18 protein-coding genes and 1 pseudogene are annotated in these 20,605 nt (G+C 74.0%); 11 read left to right on the top strand and 8 right to left on the bottom strand.

Annotation, left to right across the window (positions count from 1 at the left end):
• The first annotated feature begins 112 nt into the window (after positions 1–112).
• From rimO to JAO84_RS27305, 5 genes are all read left to right on the top strand, one after another.
• A complete protein-coding gene (rimO, locus tag JAO84_RS27285; RefSeq protein WP_370415191.1) occupies positions 113–1,624 on the top strand; it encodes a 30S ribosomal protein S12 methylthiotransferase RimO in 1,512 nt (503 codons plus the stop codon).
• Positions 1,621–2,322: a CDP-diacylglycerol--glycerol-3-phosphate 3-phosphatidyltransferase gene (pgsA, locus tag JAO84_RS27290; protein WP_370415192.1), complete on the top strand. Its 702-nt coding sequence runs from the start codon at positions 1,621–1,623 to the stop codon at positions 2,320–2,322. The genes rimO and pgsA overlap by 4 nt, the downstream gene beginning before the upstream one ends.
• A complete protein-coding gene (locus tag JAO84_RS27295) occupies positions 2,319–2,861 on the top strand; it encodes a CinA family protein (RefSeq protein ID WP_370415193.1) in 543 nt (180 codons plus the stop codon). The genes pgsA and JAO84_RS27295 overlap by 4 nt, the downstream gene beginning before the upstream one ends.
• Positions 2,862–2,970: 109 nt before the next feature.
• Positions 2,971–3,354, top strand: a complete 384-nt coding sequence (locus JAO84_RS27300) for a helix-turn-helix domain-containing protein (RefSeq protein WP_265864835.1) — start codon at positions 2,971–2,973, stop codon at positions 3,352–3,354.
• A 292-nt stretch (positions 3,355–3,646) separates the two neighbouring features.
• Positions 3,647–3,916, top strand: coding sequence for a hypothetical protein (locus JAO84_RS27305; protein WP_370415194.1), 270 nt, complete (start codon positions 3,647–3,649; stop codon positions 3,914–3,916).
• Here JAO84_RS27305 and JAO84_RS27310 read toward each other — a convergent pair.
• The 3 genes from JAO84_RS27310 to JAO84_RS27320 form a co-directional block, all read right to left on the bottom strand.
• Entirely contained in the window at positions 3,864–4,637 is a 774-nt protein-coding gene (locus tag JAO84_RS27310; protein ID WP_370415195.1) for an SDR family NAD(P)-dependent oxidoreductase, read from the bottom strand. The genes JAO84_RS27305 and JAO84_RS27310 overlap by 53 nt on opposite strands.
• Positions 4,638–4,669: 32 nt before the next feature.
• Complete coding sequence (locus tag JAO84_RS27315) at positions 4,670–5,479, bottom strand: DNA-formamidopyrimidine glycosylase family protein (protein ID WP_370415196.1); 810 nt, start codon at positions 5,477–5,479, stop codon at positions 4,670–4,672.
• A 72-nt stretch (positions 5,480–5,551) separates the two neighbouring features.
• Positions 5,552–10,189 carry an ATP-dependent helicase gene (locus JAO84_RS27320; protein ID WP_370415197.1) on the bottom strand — a complete coding sequence of 1,546 codons (4,638 nt, stop codon included), beginning with the start codon at positions 10,187–10,189 and terminating at the stop codon, positions 5,552–5,554.
• Positions 10,190–10,541: 352 nt separating this feature from the next.
• Here JAO84_RS27320 and JAO84_RS27325 point away from each other — a divergent pair.
• The 3 genes and pseudogenes from JAO84_RS27325 to JAO84_RS27335 all read left to right on the top strand — a co-directional run.
• Positions 10,542–11,312 (top strand): annotated as a pseudogene (locus tag JAO84_RS27325) (AraC family transcriptional regulator); the annotation flags it as partial.
• A 77-nt stretch (positions 11,313–11,389) separates the two neighbouring features.
• Complete coding sequence (locus tag JAO84_RS27330) at positions 11,390–12,160, top strand: AzlC family ABC transporter permease (protein ID WP_370415198.1); 771 nt, start codon at positions 11,390–11,392, stop codon at positions 12,158–12,160.
• Positions 12,157–12,465: an AzlD domain-containing protein gene (locus tag JAO84_RS27335; protein ID WP_265864841.1), complete on the top strand. Its 309-nt coding sequence runs from the start codon at positions 12,157–12,159 to the stop codon at positions 12,463–12,465. The genes JAO84_RS27330 and JAO84_RS27335 overlap by 4 nt, the downstream gene beginning before the upstream one ends.
• 39 nt (positions 12,466–12,504) lie before the next feature.
• Here JAO84_RS27335 and JAO84_RS27340 read toward each other — a convergent pair whose 3' ends face one another.
• The gene (locus JAO84_RS27340) at positions 12,505–13,449 is read right to left on the bottom strand and encodes a hypothetical protein (protein WP_370415199.1); all 945 of its coding nucleotides are present in this window, start codon (positions 13,447–13,449) and stop codon (positions 12,505–12,507) included.
• Positions 13,450–13,527: 78 nt separating this feature from the next.
• On the opposite strand from JAO84_RS27340, the gene JAO84_RS27345 reads away from it, so the two are divergent.
• Complete coding sequence (locus JAO84_RS27345) at positions 13,528–13,722, top strand: DUF3046 domain-containing protein (protein WP_265864843.1); 195 nt, start codon at positions 13,528–13,530, stop codon at positions 13,720–13,722.
• A 232-nt stretch (positions 13,723–13,954) separates the two neighbouring features.
• Positions 13,955–15,130, top strand: a complete 1,176-nt coding sequence (locus tag JAO84_RS27350; protein ID WP_370416882.1) for an AI-2E family transporter — start codon at positions 13,955–13,957, stop codon at positions 15,128–15,130.
• Here JAO84_RS27350 and JAO84_RS27355 read toward each other — a convergent pair.
• The 4 genes from JAO84_RS27355 to JAO84_RS27370 all read right to left on the bottom strand — a co-directional run bounded on the left by JAO84_RS27355 (position 15,121) and on the right by JAO84_RS27370 (position 19,253).
• Positions 15,121–15,900: a cytochrome d ubiquinol oxidase subunit II gene (locus JAO84_RS27355; RefSeq protein ID WP_370415200.1), complete on the bottom strand. Its 780-nt coding sequence runs from the start codon at positions 15,898–15,900 to the stop codon at positions 15,121–15,123. The genes JAO84_RS27350 and JAO84_RS27355 overlap by 10 nt on opposite strands.
• A 35-nt stretch (positions 15,901–15,935) precedes the next feature.
• Positions 15,936–17,225: a cytochrome ubiquinol oxidase subunit I gene (locus JAO84_RS27360; RefSeq protein WP_370415201.1), complete on the bottom strand. Its 1,290-nt coding sequence runs from the start codon at positions 17,223–17,225 to the stop codon at positions 15,936–15,938.
• A gap of 136 nt (positions 17,226–17,361) precedes the next feature.
• Positions 17,362–18,027, bottom strand: a complete 666-nt coding sequence (locus JAO84_RS27365) for a response regulator (RefSeq protein ID WP_370415202.1) — start codon at positions 18,025–18,027, stop codon at positions 17,362–17,364.
• Positions 18,024–19,253, bottom strand: coding sequence for a sensor histidine kinase (locus JAO84_RS27370; protein ID WP_370415203.1), 1,230 nt, complete (start codon positions 19,251–19,253; stop codon positions 18,024–18,026). The genes JAO84_RS27365 and JAO84_RS27370 overlap by 4 nt, the downstream gene beginning before the upstream one ends.
• Positions 19,254–19,476: 223 nt before the next feature.
• Between JAO84_RS27370 and recA the strand changes: the two genes are divergently transcribed.
• Complete coding sequence (gene recA / locus JAO84_RS27375; RefSeq protein ID WP_265864849.1) at positions 19,477–20,604, top strand: recombinase RecA; 1,128 nt, start codon at positions 19,477–19,479, stop codon at positions 20,602–20,604.
• Position 20,605: the final 1 nt, after the last annotated feature.

A 20,605-nucleotide genomic window follows, 5' to 3' on the forward strand; every position in this document is an offset into this window, starting at 1 on the left:
CCGCCCGGCCCGGCCCGGTCTTCCGCCCGCCTCCGTCGCCGTGTGTGACGGCCGTCGCGCAGGTGAACCCTGCGCGACGGAGGTACGGCCGGGACGAAGTAGTCTTGAGTCCATGCCCGAACGCCGTACCGTCGCCCTTGTCACTCTTGGCTGCGCCCGTAACGAGGTGGACTCGGAGGAGCTCGCAGGCCGCTTGGCAGCGGACGGCTGGGAGCTCGTCGAGAACGCCGAGGACGCGGATGTCGCCGTCGTCAACACCTGTGGATTCGTCGAGGCCGCCAAGAAGGACTCCGTCGACGCCCTCCTCGAAGCCAATGATCTGAAGGACCACGGCAGGACCCAGGCCGTCGTCGCCGTCGGCTGCATGGCCGAGCGCTACGGCAAGGAGCTCGCCGACGCGCTTCCCGAGGCCGACGGCGTGCTCGGCTTCGACGACTACGCGGACATCTCCAGCCGCCTCCAGACCATCCTCAGCGGCGGAAACGTCGAGGCGCACGCCCCGCGCGACCGGCGCACGCTGCTGCCGCTGTCGCCGGTCGAGCGTCAGCAGGCCGCCGCCTCCGTGGCCCTGCCCGGACACGGCGACGGCGCCGAGGCGCCCGCGGCCGCCGAGGAGACGCCCGCCGACCTGACGGACCTTCCCGAGGGCCTCGCGCCCGCCTCCGGGCCGCGCGCGCCGCTGCGCCGCCGTCTGGACACCAGCCCGGTCGCCTCCGTGAAGCTGGCCTCCGGCTGCGACCGCCGCTGCTCCTTCTGCGCCATCCCGTCCTTCCGCGGCTCCTTCGTCTCGCGCCGTCCCTCGGACGTGCTGAACGAGACCCGCTGGCTGGCCGAGCAGGGCGTCAAGGAGGTCATGCTGGTCTCCGAGAACAACACCTCCTACGGCAAGGACCTGGGCGACATCCGCCTCCTGGAGAGCCTGCTGCCCGAGCTCGCCGCCGTCGACGGCATCGAGCGGGTCCGGGTCAGCTACCTCCAGCCCGCCGAGATGCGCCCCGGCCTGATCGACGTGCTGACCTCGACCGACAAGGTCGTCCCGTACTTCGACCTGTCCTTCCAGCACAGCGCGCCGGACGTGCTGCGGGCGATGCGCCGCTTCGGCGACACCGACCGCTTCCTGGAGCTGCTCGACACCATCCGCTCCAAGGCGCCGCTCGCCGGTGCCCGGTCCAACTTCATCGTCGGCTTCCCTGGCGAGACCGAGGCGGACTTCAAGGAGCTGGAACGCTTCGTCACGCACGCCCGGCTCGACGCCATCGGCGTCTTCGGCTACTCCGACGAGGACGGCACCGAGGCCGCCGGTTACGAGCACAAGCTCGACCAGGAGGTCGTCGACGAGCGGCTCGCCCACCTGTCCCGGCTCGCCGAGGAGCTCACCGCCCAGCGCGCGGAGGAGCGGATCGGCGAGACCCTGGAAGTACTGGTGGAATCCTTCGACGAGGAGGACGGCTGGATCGGCCGCGCGGCGCACCAGGCGCCGGAGACGGACGGCCAGGTGATCCTCACCATGGACTCGACCGACGACGCCGACCTGGCCCCGGGACGTATGGTCAGGGCCGAGGTCGTCGCCACCGAGGGCGTCGACCTGGTGGCCGAGTGTCTTATCGAGGAGGCGGGCAGATGACCGGAGTCCCGGCATCCGCGACGGGCGGGACCGGTAGCAGGCCGGCGCCCCGCGGCAAGCTGGGGGCTGCGGCCGTCAATCAGGCCAGTCTCTGGAACATCGCGAACATCCTCACCATGATCCGCCTGGTGCTCGTGCCCGGCTTCGTGGTGCTGCTCTTCCAGGACGGCGGCCACGACCCGGCCTGGCGCGCCTGGGCGTGGGCGGCGTTCGCGGTGGCCATGATCACCGACGTCTTCGACGGGCACCTGGCCCGCACGTACAACCTGGTCACCGACTTCGGGAAGATCGCCGACCCGATCGCCGACAAGGCGATCATGGCGGCCGGTCTGATCTCGCTGTCCTATCTCGGCGACCTGCCGTGGTGGGTGACGGGCGTGATCCTCGCCCGCGAGCTCGGCATCACCCTGATGCGGTTCTGGGTGATCCGGCACGGGGTCATCCCGGCCAGTCGCGGCGGGAAGATGAAGACCCTCGCGCAGGGCACGGCGGTCGGCATGTACGTGCTCGCGCTCGTCGGTCCACTCGCCACCCTGCGCTGGTGGGTGATGGCGATCGCCGTCGTGCTGACGGTCGTCACCGGTCTGGATTACGTGCGACAGGCGGTGGTCCTGCGCCGCAAGGGGCTCGCCGCGGAGCGGGCCGCGAAGGCCGCCGAGGCGGCCGCGACGACGGGCGCGGGGGCCGAGTCACGATGAACGGCGCCGCCCGGGTGCTCGAGCTGCTCGCGCTGCGTGGTCACACGCTGGCCGTCGCCGAGTCCCTCACGGGCGGTCTGGTGGCCGCGGAGCTCACCGGGGTCCCCGGTGCCTCGAAGTCCTTCCGCGGCTCCGTCACGGCCTACGCCACGCCCCTGAAGGAGCAGCTCCTGGGGGTGGACGGCACCCTTCTGGCGGAGCGCGGGGCGGTCGACCCCGAGGTCGCGCTGCAGATGGCGGCCGGCGTGCGGGCCCGGCTCGGCGCCGACTGGGGCATCGCCACGACCGGTGTCGCGGGTCCCGAACCGCAGGACGGACAGCCGGTGGGGACCGTGTACGTGGCCGTCGCCGGGCCCGCGCGCGAGGCCGCGGGGGCCGCCCGGGCGGGCAAGGTGGCCGCGTTGCGGTTGAACGGCGACCGAGCGGAAATCCGTAGAGAGAGTGTACGGAGCGTGCTCGAATTGCTGTGGGAACTGCTCCGCGACGAACACTCGGAAAATGCGCGGGCACAGGATACGGAACAGAACGGGGGAGATTGATGTTTGCAGCCATGAGTGAACACGACATCGCTCCCCGCACGGCCGCGGCGCGAGGCGGTACGGTGGGGCGTGAAGGATGCGGCTACGCGGTCCGAGGAGGGAGCCACCGATGATTCTGCTCCGTCGCCTGTTGGGTGACGTGCTGCGTCGGCAGCGCCAGCGCCAGGGCCGTACTCTGCGCGAAGTCTCCTCGTCCGCCCGAGTCTCACTCGGCTATCTCTCCGAGGTGGAGCGGGGGCAGAAGGAGGCTTCCTCCGAGCTGCTCTCCGCGATCTGCGACGCGCTGGACGTACGGATGTCCGAGCTCATGCGTGAAGTGAGCGACGAGCTGTCGCTGGCCGAACTGGCCGAGTCGGCAGCGGCGAGCGAACCGGTGCCGGCGCCGGTACGGCCGATGCTCAATTCGGTGTCGGTGACGTCGGTGGCCGGTGTGTCCACCGAGCGGGTGACCATCAAGGCGCCCGCCGAGGCGGTCGACGTCGTCGCGGCCTGAGCCGAGCGGCAGCACGCAAGCGAAGTGGGGTGAGCCCCGGTCGGTCCCTGGAAGGGGCGCCGGCCGGGGCTTTCCCGTACCCGTGCGTACGCTCCGCGTCCGCGTGAGTGCTTCTCTGGATGCGGGCGCGGCCCGGTCGGGTGAGACTGGGCCGGGGCCGCGCGGGCGGCCTGCGCAGCGATCGGAAGGAATCCGGACCATGGCGATACGCGAGCCGTGCGCCGGGTCTGCCTCCTGTGCGCCCTCCCGCCGGGTGATCCTGCGGGACTAGCGTCGACCGGAGGAGGCGGCCATGGTACGGCGACGGGTTCCGCTGGTGACGCTCATGCTGGTCGCGGCAGGACTGGTGGCCGGTGGGCTCTGGTGGTGGGCGGTGGTGCGCCTGCTGCTGGTGCCGGGGGAGACGGGACCGGTCGAGGGGGCGGTGGCCGCGGGCGGCTGGGGGCTGAGCCTGTTGCCGGTGCACGTGGCCGCCTCGTCACGGCGCCGCGCGGGCGCGAGGGCGCGGTTCACCAGGGCATCGCGACGCCGCCGTTGGGGCGCAGGATCTGACCCGTCGTGAACGACGAGGCGTCGCAGGCCAGATGGAGCACCGCGTGGGCGATGTCGGCCGGCTCGCCGACCCGGCCCAGCGGGGACACCCGGACCATCGCCGCCTCGGCCTGCTCCTGGGCGGCCGGTTCGTGGCGGTCCGTCATCGGGGTGCGCACCCAGCCCGGGGCGACCGCGTTCACCCGGACGCCGTGCCGGCCCACCTCGGCCGCCAGGGTCTTCGTCAGCTGCACCACGGCCGCCTTGGCGACGCTGTAGCAGAGCAGCCCCGGGCTCGCCGTGTCCATGGCGCCGGAGGCCATGGTGACGATCGAACCCGGCACGCCGTGCTCGATCATCGAGCGGGCCGCCTCCTGGCAGGCGTAGAGCACACCCTTGAAGTTCACCGAGAGGATCCGGTCGAGGTCCTCGTCGCGGGTCTCCAGGACGCTGCTGGTGTGCATGATCCCGGCGACCGCGGCCATCACGTGCAGCGGGCCCGCGGCGCGTACGGCGGCGGCGAGGGCGGCCCGGTCGGCGACGTCGAGCGGGTGGAGGTGCGCGGTGCCGCCCCGGCGGGCGATCAGCGCCGCCGTCTCCTTCAGACCGGGCTCGTCGCGGTCCGCGCAGTGCACGCTCGCCCCCGCCTCGGCGAGGAGCACGGCGGTCGCCCGGCCGATGCCGCTCGCCGCGCCGGTGACGAACGCGGTGCGGCCGGTGAGGTCGTACGCCGTGCGGACGGTGAGGGTCATGTCCGGACCGTACGACCGGATCTGACGGATCGTCAATTGGTGCGGGGGTGGTTGTTGCCGTCCGGGCCGCGCTGGCAGCCCGGGCACCAGTAGGTGACGCGGTCGCCCAGCTCCGCGCGCCGCACCGGGCCGCCGCAGCGGGGGCAGGGGCGGCCCTCCCGGCCGTACACGTACAGGCGCTCCCCGGTCCGGCCGGTCGTGGTGGTGCGGCGGTCCGGGCGGTCCTTGTTGGCCTCCAGGAGCCGGTGCGCCGTCGCGACGAGCCGCTCGGGCACACCTTCGGCGAGCTCGCCGACCGGCAGCCACGGGGTGACGCCGGCCAGGAAGGCCAGCTCCGACTTGTAGACATTGCCGATGCCCGCGAGATTGCGCTGGTCGAGCAGGGCCTCGCCGAGAGTGCGGGCCGGGTCGGCGGACAGCCGGCGCACCGCCTCCGCCGGGTCCCAGTCCGGGCCGAGCAGATCCGGGCCGAGATGGCCGACCGCCTTCGGCTCCTCCGCCGTGCGGATCAGCTCCAGGACCGGCAGCCGGTAGCCGTACGCGGTGAACTCGGCGTTGCCGAGGATCGCCCGGATCTGGTGGGCCGGGCCGCCGCGCGGGCGCTCCCCGGTGGGGAAGATCCGCCAGGCGCCGTCCATCCGCAGATGGGAGTGGAGGGTCAGACCGCCCTCGATCCGGGCGAGCAGATGCTTGCCGCGCGGGGTGACGTCGAGGACCCGGCGGCCGGTGAGGTCGGCGGTCGCGAACCGGGGGACGCGCAGGTCGGAGCGGGTCAGCACCCGGCCGGCGAGTGCCTCGTCGAGCCGGCGGGCCGCGAACCAGACGCTGTCTCCTTCGGGCATGCGCCCATCATGCCGCGCCCGGCGCCGGGGCAGCGGTCTTCAGGGGCGCCAGGCGTCCGGCCCGGCCGGGGCTCAGGCGCGCAGCCGCAGGCCGCGCGGGGTGGCGTGGAAGCCGGCCGCCTCCAGGGGGCGGGAGAGCGGAGAGGTCAGGGCGGTCGCCCCGTTGATCCGCTCCACCGTGACCGTGCCGAGCGAGCCCGCCGAGGCCGCGGCGGCCAGGGCCTCCGCGGCGGCCTTCAGCGCAGGGGAGTCCGGCTCGGCGGGCCAGGAGAGCAGCGTCTTGCCGCCGCGCTCCATGTAGAGCGCCAGCTCGCCATCGACCAGGACCACCATGGCGCCCGCCTTGCGGCCCGGCTTGTGGCCGGCGCCGGTGGGCGGCTCGGGCCAGGACAGGGCCGCCCCGTACGCGTTCGCCGGGTCGGCCGCCGCCAGGAACACCGCCTTCGGGCCCGCGCCCTCCTCGGCGCCCCGGTCCCGGGCGTTCGCGGCGGCCCGCAGCCGGTCCACCGCCCCGTCCATGGCGAACTGGGCCGCGCCCAGACCCTCCACCACATAGCCGCGGCGGGCCTGCCCGCTGTCCTCGAAGGCGGACAGGATCCGGTACGTGGCGGAGAAGCCGCCCTCCACGCCCTCGGCGGCCACCGCGCCCCGGGTGACGACGCCGTGCCGGTCGAGCAGCGTACGGGCCAGGGCGTGCGCCCGGTGGGTCGGCTCCGGCTCCAGGGGCGGCAGCAGCGACCAGCGGCCGCTCACCGTGGGCGGCCCGGTGCGGGAGGCCGGACGGGCGGCGGCGCTCAGCGTCCCGTACCGCCCGCGCGGGACCGTGCGGCGGGCGCGGTGCGCCGTGGAGCCGGCCGTGCGGCCCGAGCCGAGCAGCGAGCGCAGCGGGGCCAGGGTGTCGTTGGTGAGCCGCCCGGACCAGGCCAGGTCCCAGAGGACGTCGGCGAGCCGCGGGTCGGTGGCGTCCGGGTGGGTGGTGGCCCGGACCTGGTCGGCGATCTGGCGGAAGAACAGGCCGTACCCCCCGGAGAGGATGCCGAGGACGGACTCGTGGAGGCCGGTCAGCTCCAGCGGGTGCGGTGGCGGCAGGAGCAGCGGCGCCGCGTCCGCGAGATAGAGGGAGATCCAGCCGTCCTTGCCGGGCAGCGATCCGGCGCCCGCCCACAGGACCTCGCCGGTGGTGGTCAGCTCGTCGAGGAGTGCGGGGGAGTAGTCCCGCACCCGGGACGGCAGGATCAGCTTCTCCAGGGCCGAGGCGGGCACGGGGGCGCCCTGCAGCTGCTCGATCGCCCGCGCCAGGCCGTCGATCCCGCGCAGGCCGTTGCTCCCCAGGTGCTGCCACTGGGGCAGGAAGGTGGCGAGCGCGGCCGGCGGGACCGGCTCCAGCTCGTGCCGCAGGGCGGCGAGGGAGCGGCGGCGCAGGCGTCTGAGGACGGCGGCGTCGCACCACTCCTGGCCGATGCCCGAGGGGTGGAACTCTCCTTGTACGACGCGGCCGGCGGCGGCCAGGCGCTGGAGCGCGCCGTCGGTGACCGCCGGGCCCAGGCCGAAGCGGGCGGCGGCCTCGGAGGAGGTGAACGGGCCGTGGGTGCGGGCGTGCCGGGCGAGCAGATCGCCCAGCGGGTCCTTCACCGGCTCGGTGAACGCCTCCGGCACGCCCACCGGCAGCGCCGTGCCCAGCGCGTCCCGCAGCCGGCCCGCGTCCTCGATCGCCGCCCAGTGGTCGGCGCCCGAGATCCGCACCCGGATCGCGCGCCGGGCCCGGGACAGCTCCTCGGCCCAGCCGGCCTCGGCGCCCCGCTCGGCCAGCTCGGCCGTGGTCAGGGGGCCAAGGACGCGCAGGGCGTCGGCGACGCCCTCCACGTCCTTGATCCGCCGGTCCTCGGTCAGCCACTGGAGTTCCCGCTCGAGCTCCGTCAGCACGTCGGCGTCGAGCAGCTCCCGCAGCTCCGCCTGCCCGAGGAGCTCGGCGAGCAGCCGGGAGTCCAGGGACAGGGCGGCGGCCCGGCGCTCGGCGAGCGGCGAGTCGCCCTCGTACAGGAACTGGGCGACATAGCCGAAGAGGAGGGAGCGGGCGAACGGCGACGGCTCCGGGGTGGTGACCTCCACCAGGCGCACCCGGCGGGACTCGATGTCGCCCATCAGTTCGCGCAGGCCGGGGACGTCGAAGACGTCCTGGAGGCATTCGCGGACCGCCTCCAGGACGATCGGGAAGGAGCCGAACTCGCTCGCCACCTGCAGCAGTTGCGCCGCGCGCTGGCGCTGCTGCCACAGCGGGGTGCGCTTGCCCGGATTACGCTTGGGAAGGAGCAGGGCGCGCGCCGCGCACTCGCGGAAGCGGGAGGCGAACAGCGCCGAGCCGCCGACCTGGTCGGTGACGATCTGCTCGACCTCGCCCTGGTCGAAGACGGCGTCGGCGGCGCCCACCGGCGCCTGGTCGGCGTCGAAGACGGTGTCGGCGAGCCGGCTCGGATCCACCGGCTCGCTGTCGAGCAGGTCGAGACCCATCAGATCCGCGTCCGGCAGCCGCAGCACGATGCCGTCGTCGGCGTGCATCACCTGCGCGTCCATCCCGTACCGCTCGGCGAGCCGGGCGCCGAGCGCCAGCGCCCACGGGGCGTGCACCTGCGCGCCGAACGGGGAGTGCACCACCACCCGCCAGTCGCCCAGCTCGTCCCGGAACCGCTCCACCAGGATCGTCCGGTCGTCCGGCACATGGCCGCAGGCCTCGCGCTGCTCCGCGAGATACCCGATGACGTTGTCCGCCGCCCAGGCGTCGAGCCCGGCGGCGAGCAGCCGCAGCCGGGCGTCGTCCGGCGCGAGGGCCCCCACCTCGCGCAGGAACGCGCCGAGCGCCCGGCCCAGTTCGAGCGGGCGGCCCAGCTGGTCGCCCTTCCAGAACGGCAGCCGCCCCGGCACGCCCGGCGCGGGCGACACCAGGACCCGGTCGCGGGTGATGTCCTCGATCCGCCAGGACGTGGTGCCCAGCGTGAACACGTCGCCGACCCGCGACTCGTACACCATCTCCTCGTCGAGCTCGCCGACCCGGCCGCCGCCCTTCTTCGGGTCGGCGCCCGCCAGGAACACCCCGAACAGGCCCCGGTCGGGGATCGTGCCGCCCGAGGTGACCGCGAGCCGCTGCGCGCCCGGCCGGCCGGTGACCGTGCCCGCGACCCGGTCCCACACCACGCGCGGGCGCAGCTCGGCGAAGGCGTCCGAGGGATAGCGCCCGGCCAGCATGTCCAGGACCGCCGTGAACGCCGACTCGGGCAGCGCCGCGAACGGCGCCGCCCGGCGCACCGTCGCGAGCAGGTCGTCCACCTGCCAGGAGTCCAGGGCGACCATCGCCACCAGCTGCTGGGCGAGCACGTCCAGCGGGTTCGCCGGGATCCGCAGCGACTCGATGGAGCCGGACCGCATCCGCTCGGTGACCACCGCCGACTGCACCAGATCGCCCCGGTACTTCGGGAAGACCACGCCCGTCGACACCGCGCCCACCTGGTGCCCCGCGCGGCCCACCCGCTGCAGCCCGGAGGCGACCGAGGGCGGCGACTCGACCTGCACCACCAGGTCCACCGCGCCCATGTCGATGCCCAGCTCCAGGCTGGACGTCGCCACCACCGCCGGCAGCCGGCCCGCCTTCAGGTCCTCCTCGACCTGGGCGCGCTGCTCCTTGGACACCGAGCCGTGGTGCGCCCGGGCGAGCAGCGGCGGCGCCCCACGGGCCGCGCCCGACTGGGCCATGATCTCGGCGGGCGGCTTGTCGTCGGGCAGGGCCTCGCCGGTGGCCCGCTCGTACGCGATCTCGTTCAGCCGGTTGCAGAGGCGCTCGGCGAGCCGACGCGAGTTAGCGAAGACGATCGTCGAGCGGTGCGCCTGCACCAGGTCGGCGATCCGCTCCTCCACATGCGGCCAGATCGACGGCCGGTCGCCGCCGTCGCCCGCGTCCGAGGCGGGGGAGCCGCCCAGCTCGCCCATGTCCTCGACCGGCACGACGACCGAGAGGTCGAACTCCTTGCCCGACGGCGGCTGGACGATCTCCACCTTGCGCTGCGGCGACAGATAGCGGGCGACCTCCTCCACCGGCCGCACCGTCGCGGAGAGCCCGATCCGGCGGGCCGGGCGCGGCAGCAGCTCGTCGAGCCGCTCCAGGGAGAGCGCGAGATGCGCGCCGCGCTTGGTGCCGGCGACCGCGTGGACCTCGTCCAGGATCACCGTCTCCACGCCCGCGAGCGCGTCGCGGGTGGCCGAGGTCAGCATCAGGAACAGCGACTCGGGCGTGGTGATCAGGATGTCCGGCGGCCGGGTCGCCAGCGCCCGGCGCTCGGCCGGCGGGGTGTCGCCGGACCGGATCCCCACCTTCACGTCCGGCTCGGGAAGCCCCAGCCGGACCGACTCCTGCCGGATGCCGGTCAGCGGCGAGCGCAGATTCCGCTCCACGTCGACGGCCAGCGCCTTCAGCGGCGACACGTACAGCACCCGGCAGCGCTTCTTCGCGTCGGCGGGCGGCGGCACCGCCGCCAGCCGGTCGAGCGAGGCCAGGAACGCGGCCAGGGTCTTGCCCGAGCCGGTCGGTGCCACGACGAGCACGTCCGAACCCGCGCCGATGGCCTTCCAGGCACCCTCCTGAGCGGCGGTGGGCGCGTGGAAGGCCCCGGTGAACCAGCCCCGGGTCGCGGGCGAGAACGAGTCGAGTGCGGACCTGACCATGTCCCCCATCGTGCACCCCACCACTGACAACGGCCCGGACCTGGGAAAACCCGCTGGTGGCGGGCCCGGGGGAGGGGCGCAGAATGGGGAGATGAGCACTCCCGACGCGCCGAACCCGCCGACGGGCACCGCCGCGGGCCGCCGGGCGGACGTCGCCGGGACGTCCGGGAGCTCCCGGGCCACCGGCGCGGTCGGTGACCGGCCGGCACGCGAGTCACGACAGGGCGCCGCCGAGGGTGCCCGCGCCGGCGGTCCGCGTGGGCATGCCGTCGCCGAGGGTGACCTCAGCGGGGCTCCCGCCGCCGCCTCCGGGCGGGCCGGGGAGCGGGCGCGGTACTGGCGGCCGGACGGGCTGCCCGGGGTGGACCTGCTGCACGCGCACTACGTGCGGAAGAGCTTCTCCCGGCACACCCACGAGAGCTTCGTCTTCGCCGCGATCACCGAGGGCGTCGAGGCCTTCCACTACGGCAGCGACCTCGTGCACGCCGGGCCGGGCCAGATCGCGCTCGTCAATCCGGACACCCCGCACACCGGGCACGCGGGCGTGCCCGAGGGCTGGACCTACCGCACGATCTACCCCGACGCCGAACTGATCCGCGGCATCGCCGCCGACACCCTCGCGCTGCGCGGCGACGCCGGATTCACGCAGCCCGTCGTGGACGACCCGTACGCCGCCCGGCTCGTCGTCGGCGTGCACCGGGCCGCCGAGGAGGGCAACGCGCTGGCCGCCGACAGCCTGCTGCGCCTGGTCACCGCGCGGATGCTGCGCAGCCACGGCGGCCGGGTGACGCCGCTGGCCCCGCTCGCCGCCGGAGCGCGGGACGCGGCACGCGCGCGTGCCGTCCTGGAGGAGCGGATGGCCGATCCGCCGACCCTGGAGCGGCTCGCCGCCGAGCTCGGCACCAGCCCCTTCGCGCTGCTGCGGGCCTTCCGCGCCGCGTACGGGATGCCGCCGCACACCTGGCTCACCGACGCCCGGGTCCGGCGGGCGCGCCGCCTCCTGGACACGGGCACGCCCCCGGCGGAGGCCGCCGTCGCCGTCGGCTTCACCGACCAGCCGCACCTCAACCGGCACTTCACCCGCAGCGTCGGGGTGCCCCCGGGGGCCTACCAGCGGGCCCGCGGCCTGCGCTGAGGCCGCCCGGGGGGGCGCAAGAACGTACAAGACCGGCCGCCGCCCCGCCCCGTACCGTCGCCGACGTGGCAGAACAGACAGCAACCCCACCAGCAACCGCACCGGCAACCCTCGGCACAGCCGACACGAAGAGCGACGCCGCCGTCGTCCGGGACGCGCTCGGGGTCGGGAGCGCGGTCGGGCTCTCCGGCTTCGCCTTCGGCGTGACCTCGGCGGGCGCCGGGCTCAGCCTGCTCCAGACCTGCGCGCTCAGCCTGCTCGTCTTCACCGGCGCCTCGCAGTTCGCGCTGGTGGGGGCGCTCGCCGCGGGCGGCAACCCGTTCACGGCCGCCGCCGGGGCCTTCTTCCTCGGCACCCGCAACGCCTTCTACGGGCTGCGCCTGTCCCAGCTGCTCGCGCTGCGCCGGTTCGCCCGCCCGTTCGCCGCGCAGTGGGTGATCGACGAGACCACGGCCGTCGCCCTCGCCCAGCCGGACCGCCGCACCGCGCGGATCGGCTTCACCATCACCGGCCTCACCCTCTACCTGCTGTGGAACGTCACCACGCTGCTCGGCGCGCTCGGCGCCGAGGCCATCGGCGACACCGACGCCTGGGGCCTGGACGCGGCCGGGCCCGCCGTCTTCCTCGCGCTGCTCGCGCCGATGCTGAAGAGCACCACCGAGCGGGCCACCGCCGCCCTCGCCGTACTCCTCGGCCTCGGACTGCTCCCGGTGCTGCCGGCCGGCGTGCCCGTGCTCGCCGCCGCGCTCGCCGCCCCCGCCGTGCTCTTCTTCCGCGGCTTCCGCGGCCGGTCGAAGACGTCGAAGACCTCGCAGCGACAGGAGGACGCCCGATGAACGTCTGGATCGCCATCGCGCTGACCGCCGGCGGCTGCTACCTGGTCAAGCTGCTCGGCCTGCTCGTGCCCGCCGACACCCTGGAGCGCCCGCTCGTCCGCAAGCTCGCCGCGCTCGTCCCGGTCGCCCTCCTCGCCGCGCTCACCGCCCAGCAGACCTTCAGCAGCCAGGGCGCGCTGACCGTCGACGCCCGCGCCGCCGGGCTCGCCGCCGCGGCCGTCGCCCTCGTCCTGCGCGCGCCCTTCCTGGTGGTCGTCGGCGCGGCCGTCGCGGTCACGGCCGGCGTCCGGGCCCTCGGCGGCTGACCCCGCCCCGGACCCCTGGACCACCGCAACCTTCAGGCGTCAGCCGATGGACCGGCCGTGCGCCCGCAGCGTGCGCAGCGCCTCCACGGTGACCACCGGCCGGGCCTCCAGGGCGGAGCCCGGCGCCCACTGCCGCCAGTTGACCGGCCAGCCGCCGTCCTCCTCCTGGGCCGCCGCGAGGTGGTCCAGGGAGCGGGCCATCTCCTCGTCCGTGAACCAGCGGCGGGCCAGCGAGTCCGGCACGCGCGCGTAGTCGTACGGGTAGTGGCGCTCGCCCGGCGCGTAGCCCTCGGCCACCGGGTAGTCCTCGGGCCGGTCCGGGTCGAGCACCACCAGGCCCCCCTCGCGCACCAGCCGCCCGAGCCGGTCGCTCGCCGCCTGGGCCCTGGCCCGGTCCGGGACCCCGTCGAGGAAGGCGACGGCGGCCTGGATCTCGTACGGATGCGACTTCTCGAGCGCGTCCACGGCCGCCCAGCAGAACTCGGTGGCGCGGAACAGCCAGGCGTGCCAGACCTGGTTGCGGTGCAGCAGGCCGACCACCGGCCCGGTGGTGAGGAGCTCGCTCGGCGGGTCGTCGACGACCGGGACGAACGGGGCCGTCGGGTAGCCGCGCTGCGAGGGGTGGACGGCGGGCAGGGCGCCGTCGTGCGTGGACACCTCGGTGAGATAGCGGCAGATCCGCTCGACCCGCAGCCCGCCGCAGCGGCCGATGGAGTCGAGCACGCGCAGCGCGTGCGCGGTGTGCAGCGGCTGGCTGACCGGACCGCGCAGATCGGGTTCGAGGGCGTGGCCGTAGCCGCCGTCCTCGTTGAGGTAGGCGCTGAGCGCGGTCTCGACGGGGTCGGCGCCGCCGCGCAGGAAGTGGTAGGCGAACCGGCGCTGTTCGAGCACGCGGGCAGTCAGCCAGACGAACTGCTCGGCCCGCGCCAGGGGAGACGGCTGCGACGCGGACGGAGCGGGGGTTTCTGGAGGATTTCCGGCCATGTTCCGACCGTAGGAGGAAAAGCGCGGCTGACAAGGGCTTCGGCCCGGGCTGCACTCGTCGGGCGGGATACTGGGGTCATGCGGTTGACGATTTTCTGGGAACGGATGACCGAACACTTCGGTTCGTCCTATGTGGAGTCCTTCGCCCGGGACCACGTGATGGCGGAGCTGGGCGGACGCACCGTGCACCAGGCGCTCGACGCGGGCTGGGAGGCCAAGGACGTCTGGCGGGCGGTCTGCGCGGCCGTCGGCGTGCCCGCCGAGAACAGATGATGTGACGGCTCCGGGACGGAATGTCCGCGCGGTGCGCGAGACTGGCGGAGTGGCCCCGACTGACGTGAACGACGAGAAGACCGACGAGACGGACGACCCCATCGATCCCGGCACCCCGCGCACCGCCCCCGGTGCCCGCACCGCACCCACCGAGCCCACCACCCTCACCACCCCCGCGACCCCTGCCGATCCCGCGGCCCCGGCCGCCGGCGCCGGCCGTCCCGCGTCGCGGATGCCGCGCTGGCTGCCCCGCGCCCTGGTCCTCGCGCTCGCCCTCTACGCCTGCTTCCAGCTCGGCAGCTGGGCCTTCCACCAGCTCGTCGGGCTGCTCGTCAACGTCCTGCTCGCCTTCTTCCTGGCACTCGCCATCGAACCGGCGGTCGGACGGATGGCGGCGCGCGGGATGCGCCGGGGGCTCGCCACCTTCATCGTCTTCTTCGGCGTCCTGGTCTTCGGCGTCGGCTTCGTCGTGCTCCTCGGCTCGATGCTCGCCGGCCAGATCGTCGACATGGTCGAGAACTTCCCCAAGTACCTCGACTCGCTGATCAACTGGGCCAACCAGCACTTCCACACCGAGCTGTCCCGGCTCGAGGTGCAGGACAGCGTGCTGCGCTCCGGCTGGCTGCAGAAGTACGTGCAGAACAGCGCCTCCGGTGTGCTCGACGTCTCCGCGACGCTCCTCGGCGGGCTCTTCAAGCTGCTGACGATCTTCCTCTTCGCCTTCTACTTCGCCGCCGACGGGCCCCGGCTGCGCCGCGCCCTGTGCTCGGTGCTCCCGCCGGCCAAGCAGACCGAGGTGCTGCGCGCCTGGGAGATCGCCGTCGACAAGACCGGCGGCTATCTCTACTCGCGCGGACTGATGGCGCTGATCTCCGGTGTCGCGCACTTCGTGCTCTTCGAGATCCTGGGCGTGCCCTACGCGCCCGCGCTCGCCGTCTGGGTGGGTCTCGTCTCGCAGTTCATCCCGACCATCGGCACCTATCTGGCGGGCGCCCTGCCGATGCTGATCGCCTTCACCGTGGACCCCTGGTACGCGCTGTGGGTGCTGGTCTTCGTCGTGGTCTACCAGCAGTTCGAGAACTACATGCTGCAGCCCAAGCTGACCTCGAAGACCGTGGACATCCATCCGGCCGTGGCCTTCGGCTCGGTGATCGCGGGCACCGCGCTGCTCGGCGCGGTCGGCGCGCTGATCGCCATCCCCGCCGTCGCCACCCTGCAGGCCTTCCTCGGCGCCTATGTGAAGCGGTACGACGTCACCGACGACCCCCGCGTCCACGGCCACCGGCGCTACGGCGAGGCGGTCGTCGCCCGGCTCCAGAAGGCGCTGCACGCCAAGAAGGAGCAGCCGGGACGGGACGCCGGGCCGGAACCGGACGGCGCCACCGCGGGCGAAGGCGCTCAGAAGTAGGACGGGCCGGTCACCCGGTCCCCGAAGAGGCGCCGGATCCAGACCTGGACGCCCAGCATCGGCACGGTGACGGCGAGCAGCACCGGGACGAGCAGCCGCAGGGTGGCCGGGCCGGCGGCGTGGGAGCCCGGGGCCAGGACGCTCCCGGCCGCGAGCGGCAGCCCGCCGAGCAGCACCGCCGTGAGCGCGAAGGGGTGCCAGGGCCCGCCCGCCCGCCCGACGAGCCGCCGGGCCCGCTCGTACGGCACTCCCGTCAGGCGCAGGGCGGCGAAGCCGAGGCCGTGCGCGGCGAGCAGCGCGGCCACCGCGAGGGCGGTGAGCACGGCGACGGGCCCGCCGGCCGGCTCGTACGGGCGGCCGGTGAGGAGCGCCGCGAGCAGCCAGCCGGTGGCGAGCGCCAGGCCCCAGCTGCCGGCGGTCACGGCGCCGTCACACAGCGCCCGCCAGCGCGGGCCGGGGCCGCGCTGCCGGGTCCACAGGCCCAGGTCCCGTACGACCAGGGCGGCGAGCAGCACGACGAGCACCGGGAGCTGACCGGTGAGCAGCCGGCCTTCCAGCTCCGGGAAGCAGCCGGCGAGGACGCCCGCGAGGGCGACCAGCCACACCTCGTTCGCCAGGAAGAACGGCGCGAAGGAGGCGATCACGAGCCGCCGTTCGCGGGCGTCGCGGCCCAGGTACGGGGTGAGCATGCCGGTGCCGATGTCCGCGCCGCCCAGCACGAACCAGCCGGCGGTGAAGAGGGCGAGCAGGGCGAGGGCGAGGGTGTCCACGGGCTTGCGGCTCCTTCCCAGGAGGGGCTGTGAGGTCAGTAGCGGGCGGCGGGCAGCGCGTCGGCGGGGTCCGGCGCGTCGCCGCCGGCCCGCTCGTCGTGGCCGAGCCCGCCCTCGACGGGGCCGCGCCGGGCGTGCCGGGCGAGCAGCCAGGCGTTGAGGACGGCAAGCAGCCCGAAGAGCGTGGTGAACACGGCGAGCGAGAGGCGCATCGCGCCGGGGGAGAGGCCGGAGACCGCGTCCTCGGTCTTCAGCAGGCCGTACACCACCCAGGGCTGGCGGCCCGCCTCGCGGAACACCCAGCCGCTGATCATGGCGACATACGGCAGCGGCACCGCGGCCATCAGGGCCAGGTGCCAGAGCCGGAAGCGGAAGACGGCTCTTCTGAAGCAGGCGAGGATCAAACCCGCGAAGCTGAAATACATCATCAGCGCGAAGCAGATGAGCATGATCAGCCCCGCACCGCGGGTCAGGCCGACCGAGGGGACGTAGTCCCCGGGGCCGAAGCGGGCGACCAGATCCGCCTGGAGGCGCGCGATCTCCGCGGTCCGCTGCCCGAACACCGCCGACTTCATCGGCTGGAAGGTGCTGAGCGCGGAGAGCTGCAGTCCGCCGAAGACGGCCGTCACCATCAGCGCCGGGAACGACAGGAACACCCCGATGCGCAGGCTGCGCCCGAAGAACTCCCACTCCGGGGAGCGCCGGAACAGGTGGTAGGCGCTCACGCCCGCCATGAAGAAGCCCGCCGTGAGCAGCGCCCCGGCCACCACGTGCCCGAAGGCGAGCAGCGCGGACGGGTTGGTGAGCACCGCCACCGGGTCGTCCAGGACCAGGATCCCGTCCTCCGTGCGGTGGCCGACGGGGTGGTTGAGGAAGCCGTTGGAGACCAGGATCCAGTAGGCGGAGAGATACGCGGTGAGCGCCACGATCCAGATCGCGGCCAGGTGCACCCAGCGGTTGAGCCGGTGCCAGCCGAAGATCCACAGGCCGAGGAAGGTCGACTCGACGAAGAAGGCCACGATCGTCTCGACGGCGAGCGAGGCGCCGAAGACGTTCCCCGCGTAGTGGGTGAGCCCGCTCCAGCTCATGCCGAACTGGAACTCCATCACGATGCCGGTGACGATCCCGACCGCGTAGTTGATCACGTACAGCTGGCCCCAGAAGCGCACCAGACGCGCGTCCAGCGGCCTGCCGGAGAAGGTCGCCCGGGTCTGCAGCACGGCGACGACCGTCGCGAGGCCCAGGGTGAGGGCGACGAAGAGGAAGTGTCCGCCCGCGGTGAGGGCGAACTGCAGCCGCGCGAGATCGAGTACGTCGGGATCCACGCGCCCAGCGTCGGGGTACGGCCAGGGGCGCCGCGTCGCCCGCCGGTGGACACCCGTCCTACCCCTCGGGTTGCGGCCCCGGCCGGGCGCGTACCCCCGTGGTTGCGGCCGCCGGGCCTGGTCCCCTAGGGGATGCTCAGGCCAGCCAGCCGGGGGTGATCATCCCCGACTCGTACGCCAGGATCACCAGCTGCGCCCGGTCCCGCGCGTCCAGCTTGGTCATGATCCGGCTGACATGGGTCTTGGCGGTCGCCGGGGAGAGCACGAGCCGCCGGGCGATCTCGTCGTTGGACAGGCCCGCCCCGACCAGGCCCATGACCTCCCGCTCCCGCTCGGTCAGCGCGTTGAGCCGGGGGCTCGGGTCCGGGCGGGGCGCGCGGCCCGCGAACTCGGCGATCAGCCGGCGGGTCACCGCGGGGGCGATCAGGGCGTCGCCGCGCGCCACCACCCGGACCCCGTGCAGCAGCTCCTCCGGCTCGGTGTCCTTCACCAGGAAGCCGCTCGCGCCGGCGCGCAGCGCCCCGTACACGTAGTCGTCGACGTCGAAGGTGGTGAGGATGACCACCCGCACCCCTTCGAGGGCCGGTTCCTCCGTGATCCGGCGGGTGGCCTCCAGGCCGTCCAGGACCGGCATCCGGACGTCCATCAGGACCACGTCCGGGCGCAGCTCGCGGGCGAGCGCCACCGCCCGCTCGCCGTCGGCGGCCTCCCCGACCACCTCGATGTCGTCCTCGTCGGCCAGGATCGACCGGAAGCCGGCCCGGACCAGGGTCTGGTCGTCGGCGAGCACGACGCGGATCATGCGGAGTCCCCCTCGGGAGCGATTTCGGGCGCGGGCGCGGACGCGGATGTGGGCGCGGACGGCGGGAACGGGAGCCGGGCGTCGACCCGGAAGCCGCCGGGAATGTTACGGGCCGTCAGCTCGCCGCCGAAGGCGCGGGCCCGCTCGGCCATGCCCCGGATGCCGCTGCCCGCCGGCCGGTCATCGGGCGCGCCCCCGCCGTCGTCCTCGACGCGCAGCCGCAGCGCGTCCGGGCCCCAGTCGAGCGCCACGAGCACCGAGCGGGCCGCCGCGTGCCGCGTGACGTTGGTCAGCGACTCCTGCACGATCCGGTACGCGGCGAGGTCGAGCGGCGGCGGCAGCGGCACCGGCGTCCCGCCGACCCGGGTGCGCACCTCCAGACCGGCGCTCGCCGCCCGCTCCACCAGCTCCGGCAGCAGCGCGAGCCCGGAGGCCGGGGCGGTCGGCGCCGCCTCGCCGGCCCCGCGCAGCACCCCGAGGGTGGCGCGCAGCTCGCGCAGCGCCTCCTTGCTGGTGTCCCGTACGGCCCGCAGCGCCTCCTCGGCGGCGGCCAGGCCCTGCGCGGCGGCGGGCTTCTTGCCGAGCCGGTGCAGCGCGGCGCCGGACTGCACGTTGATCAGCGAGATGCTGTGGCCGAGGATGTCGTGCACCTCCCGGGCGATCCGCAGCCGCTCCTCGGTGGCGCTCTGCCTGGCCCGGGCCTCCTGCTCCCGCTCGGCGGCGAGGGCGCGCTGCTCCACCTCGCGCAGATAGGCGACCCGGTTGCGCTGGGCGCGGCCGACCGCGACCAGGCTGATCAGCCAGCCGGCCATCATCGCGAGCGAGGTGTCGTCGATCTGCCGGTGCCCCGGCCGCTGCCGGATCTCGCCGAGGCCGACCGCGAGCAGCGTGACGGCCGCCAGTGCGACGGCGGCGGCGAACCGGCCCTCGGCCGCGGTGGTGTAGAGCGCGACCGCGAAGGCGATGAGGAGCGGGCCGTCCTGGGCGGACAGCGGGTAGTAGACGGCGCACGCGAGGAGCGTGACCACGGCGACCGCCACGGGCTGCCGGCGGCGCAGGACGAGGGCGCCGCAGCCGGTCAGGATCAGCGCCCAGCCGAGCGCGGTGCGCCCGGCCGGCTCCGGCTCGTAGCGCGCCACGACCAGGGTCCAGACCGCCGTGACGAGGAACACGACCAGCGCCACGAGCGCGTCGCGGAGGTCGCGCGACCGGAGGCTGAGGGGCATGTTCCGAAGCATAGGCACGGGCCGGGAGCCGTTGCCGGACACCGGCGTGGTGCGCTTGACACGAAAATCGAACATCCATTCTTATGGGGGTGCAGGGCCTTGGGAACACGGGGTTGTGGCCGGGTTTTCCACAGGCCGGAGGGGACGTCGGAGCCCGTTGTCAGTGGCAGGGGTTAGCGTCTTTCCCATGAAGCGATCGACTCAAGCAAACCGGGTGGAACCCATGGCAGGAACCGACCGCGAGAAGGCGCTCGACGCCGCGCTCGCACAGATTGAACGGCAATTCGGCAAGGGTGCCGTCATGCGCATGGGCGAGCGCTCGAAGGAGCCGATCGAGGTCATCCCGACCGGGTCGACCGCCCTCGACGTCGCCCTCGGCGTCGGCGGCCTGCCGCGCGGCCGCGTCGTCGAGATCTACGGCCCGGAGTCCTCCGGCAAGACGACCCTGACCCTGCACGCCGTGGCCAACGCGCAGAAGGCCGGCGGCCAGGTCGCCTTCGTGGACGCCGAGCACGCCCTCGACCCCGAGTACGCCCGCAAGCTGGGCGTCGACGTCGACAACCTCATCCTGTCCCAGCCGGACAACGGTGAGCAGGCCCTCGAGATCGTCGACATGCTGGTCCGCTCCGGCGCCCTCGACCTCATCGTCATCGACTCCGTCGCCGCGCTCGTCCCGCGCGCGGAGATCGAGGGCGAGATGGGCGACTCGCACGTCGGCCTCCAGGCCCGGCTGATGAGCCAGGCCCTGCGGAAGATCACCAGCGCGCTCAACCAGTCCAAGACCACCGCGATCTTCATCAACCAGCTCCGCGAGAAGATCGGCGTCATGTTCGGCTCGCCGGAGACCACGACCGGTGGCCGCGCCCTGAAGTTCTACGCCTCGGTGCGCCTCGACATCCGCCGCATCGAGACCCTCAAGGACGGCACGGACGCGGTGGGCAACCGCACCCGCGTCAAGGTCGTCAAGAACAAGGTCGCGCCCCCCTTCAAGCAGGCCGAGTTCGACATCCTCTACGGCCAGGGCATCAGCCGCGAGGGCGGCCTGATCGACATGGGCGTGGAGCACGGCTTCGTGCGCAAGGCCGGTGCCTGGTACACGTACGAGGGCGACCAGCTGGGCCAGGGCAAGGAGAACGCCCGCAACTTCCTGAAGGACAACCCCGACCTCGCCAACGAGATCGAGAAGAAGATCAAGGAGAAGCTGGGCGTCGGCGTGCGGCCCGAGGAGCCCTCGGCCGAGCCGGGCGCGGACGCGGCGAGCGGCGCGGACGCGGCGGGCGACGACGCCAAGTCCGTCCCGGCGCCGGCCAAGGCCGGCAAGGTGACCAAGGCCACCACGGCCAAGAGCTGAC

This window comes from Streptomyces fradiae (genome assembly GCF_041270065.1).
Classification (GTDB): domain Bacteria; phylum Actinomycetota; class Actinomycetes; order Streptomycetales; family Streptomycetaceae; genus Streptomyces.

Coding starts and splice junctions, on each gene's coding strand:
- rimO (WP_370415191.1), top strand. CDS start 113: ATGCCCGAACGCCGTACCGTCGCCCTTGTCACTCTTGGCTGCGCCCGT.
- pgsA (WP_370415192.1), top strand. CDS start 1,621: ATGACCGGAGTCCCGGCATCCGCGACGGGCGGGACCGGTAGCAGGCCG.
- JAO84_RS27295 (WP_370415193.1), top strand. CDS start 2,319: ATGAACGGCGCCGCCCGGGTGCTCGAGCTGCTCGCGCTGCGTGGTCAC.
- JAO84_RS27300 (WP_265864835.1), top strand. CDS start 2,971: ATGATTCTGCTCCGTCGCCTGTTGGGTGACGTGCTGCGTCGGCAGCGC.
- JAO84_RS27305 (WP_370415194.1), top strand. CDS start 3,647: ATGGTACGGCGACGGGTTCCGCTGGTGACGCTCATGCTGGTCGCGGCA.
- JAO84_RS27310 (WP_370415195.1), bottom strand. CDS start 4,637: ATGACCCTCACCGTCCGCACGGCGTACGACCTCACCGGCCGCACCGCG.
- JAO84_RS27315 (WP_370415196.1), bottom strand. CDS start 5,479: ATGCCCGAAGGAGACAGCGTCTGGTTCGCGGCCCGCCGGCTCGACGAG.
- JAO84_RS27320 (WP_370415197.1), bottom strand. CDS start 10,189: ATGGTCAGGTCCGCACTCGACTCGTTCTCGCCCGCGACCCGGGGCTGG.
- JAO84_RS27335 (WP_265864841.1), top strand. CDS start 12,157: ATGAACGTCTGGATCGCCATCGCGCTGACCGCCGGCGGCTGCTACCTG.
- JAO84_RS27340 (WP_370415199.1), bottom strand. CDS start 13,449: ATGGCCGGAAATCCTCCAGAAACCCCCGCTCCGTCCGCGTCGCAGCCG.
- JAO84_RS27345 (WP_265864843.1), top strand. CDS start 13,528: ATGCGGTTGACGATTTTCTGGGAACGGATGACCGAACACTTCGGTTCG.
- JAO84_RS27350 (WP_370416882.1), top strand. CDS start 13,955: ATGCCGCGCTGGCTGCCCCGCGCCCTGGTCCTCGCGCTCGCCCTCTAC.
- JAO84_RS27365 (WP_370415202.1), bottom strand. CDS start 18,027: ATGATCCGCGTCGTGCTCGCCGACGACCAGACCCTGGTCCGGGCCGGC.
- JAO84_RS27370 (WP_370415203.1), bottom strand. CDS start 19,253: ATGCCCCTCAGCCTCCGGTCGCGCGACCTCCGCGACGCGCTCGTGGCG.
- recA (WP_265864849.1), top strand. CDS start 19,477: ATGGCAGGAACCGACCGCGAGAAGGCGCTCGACGCCGCGCTCGCACAG.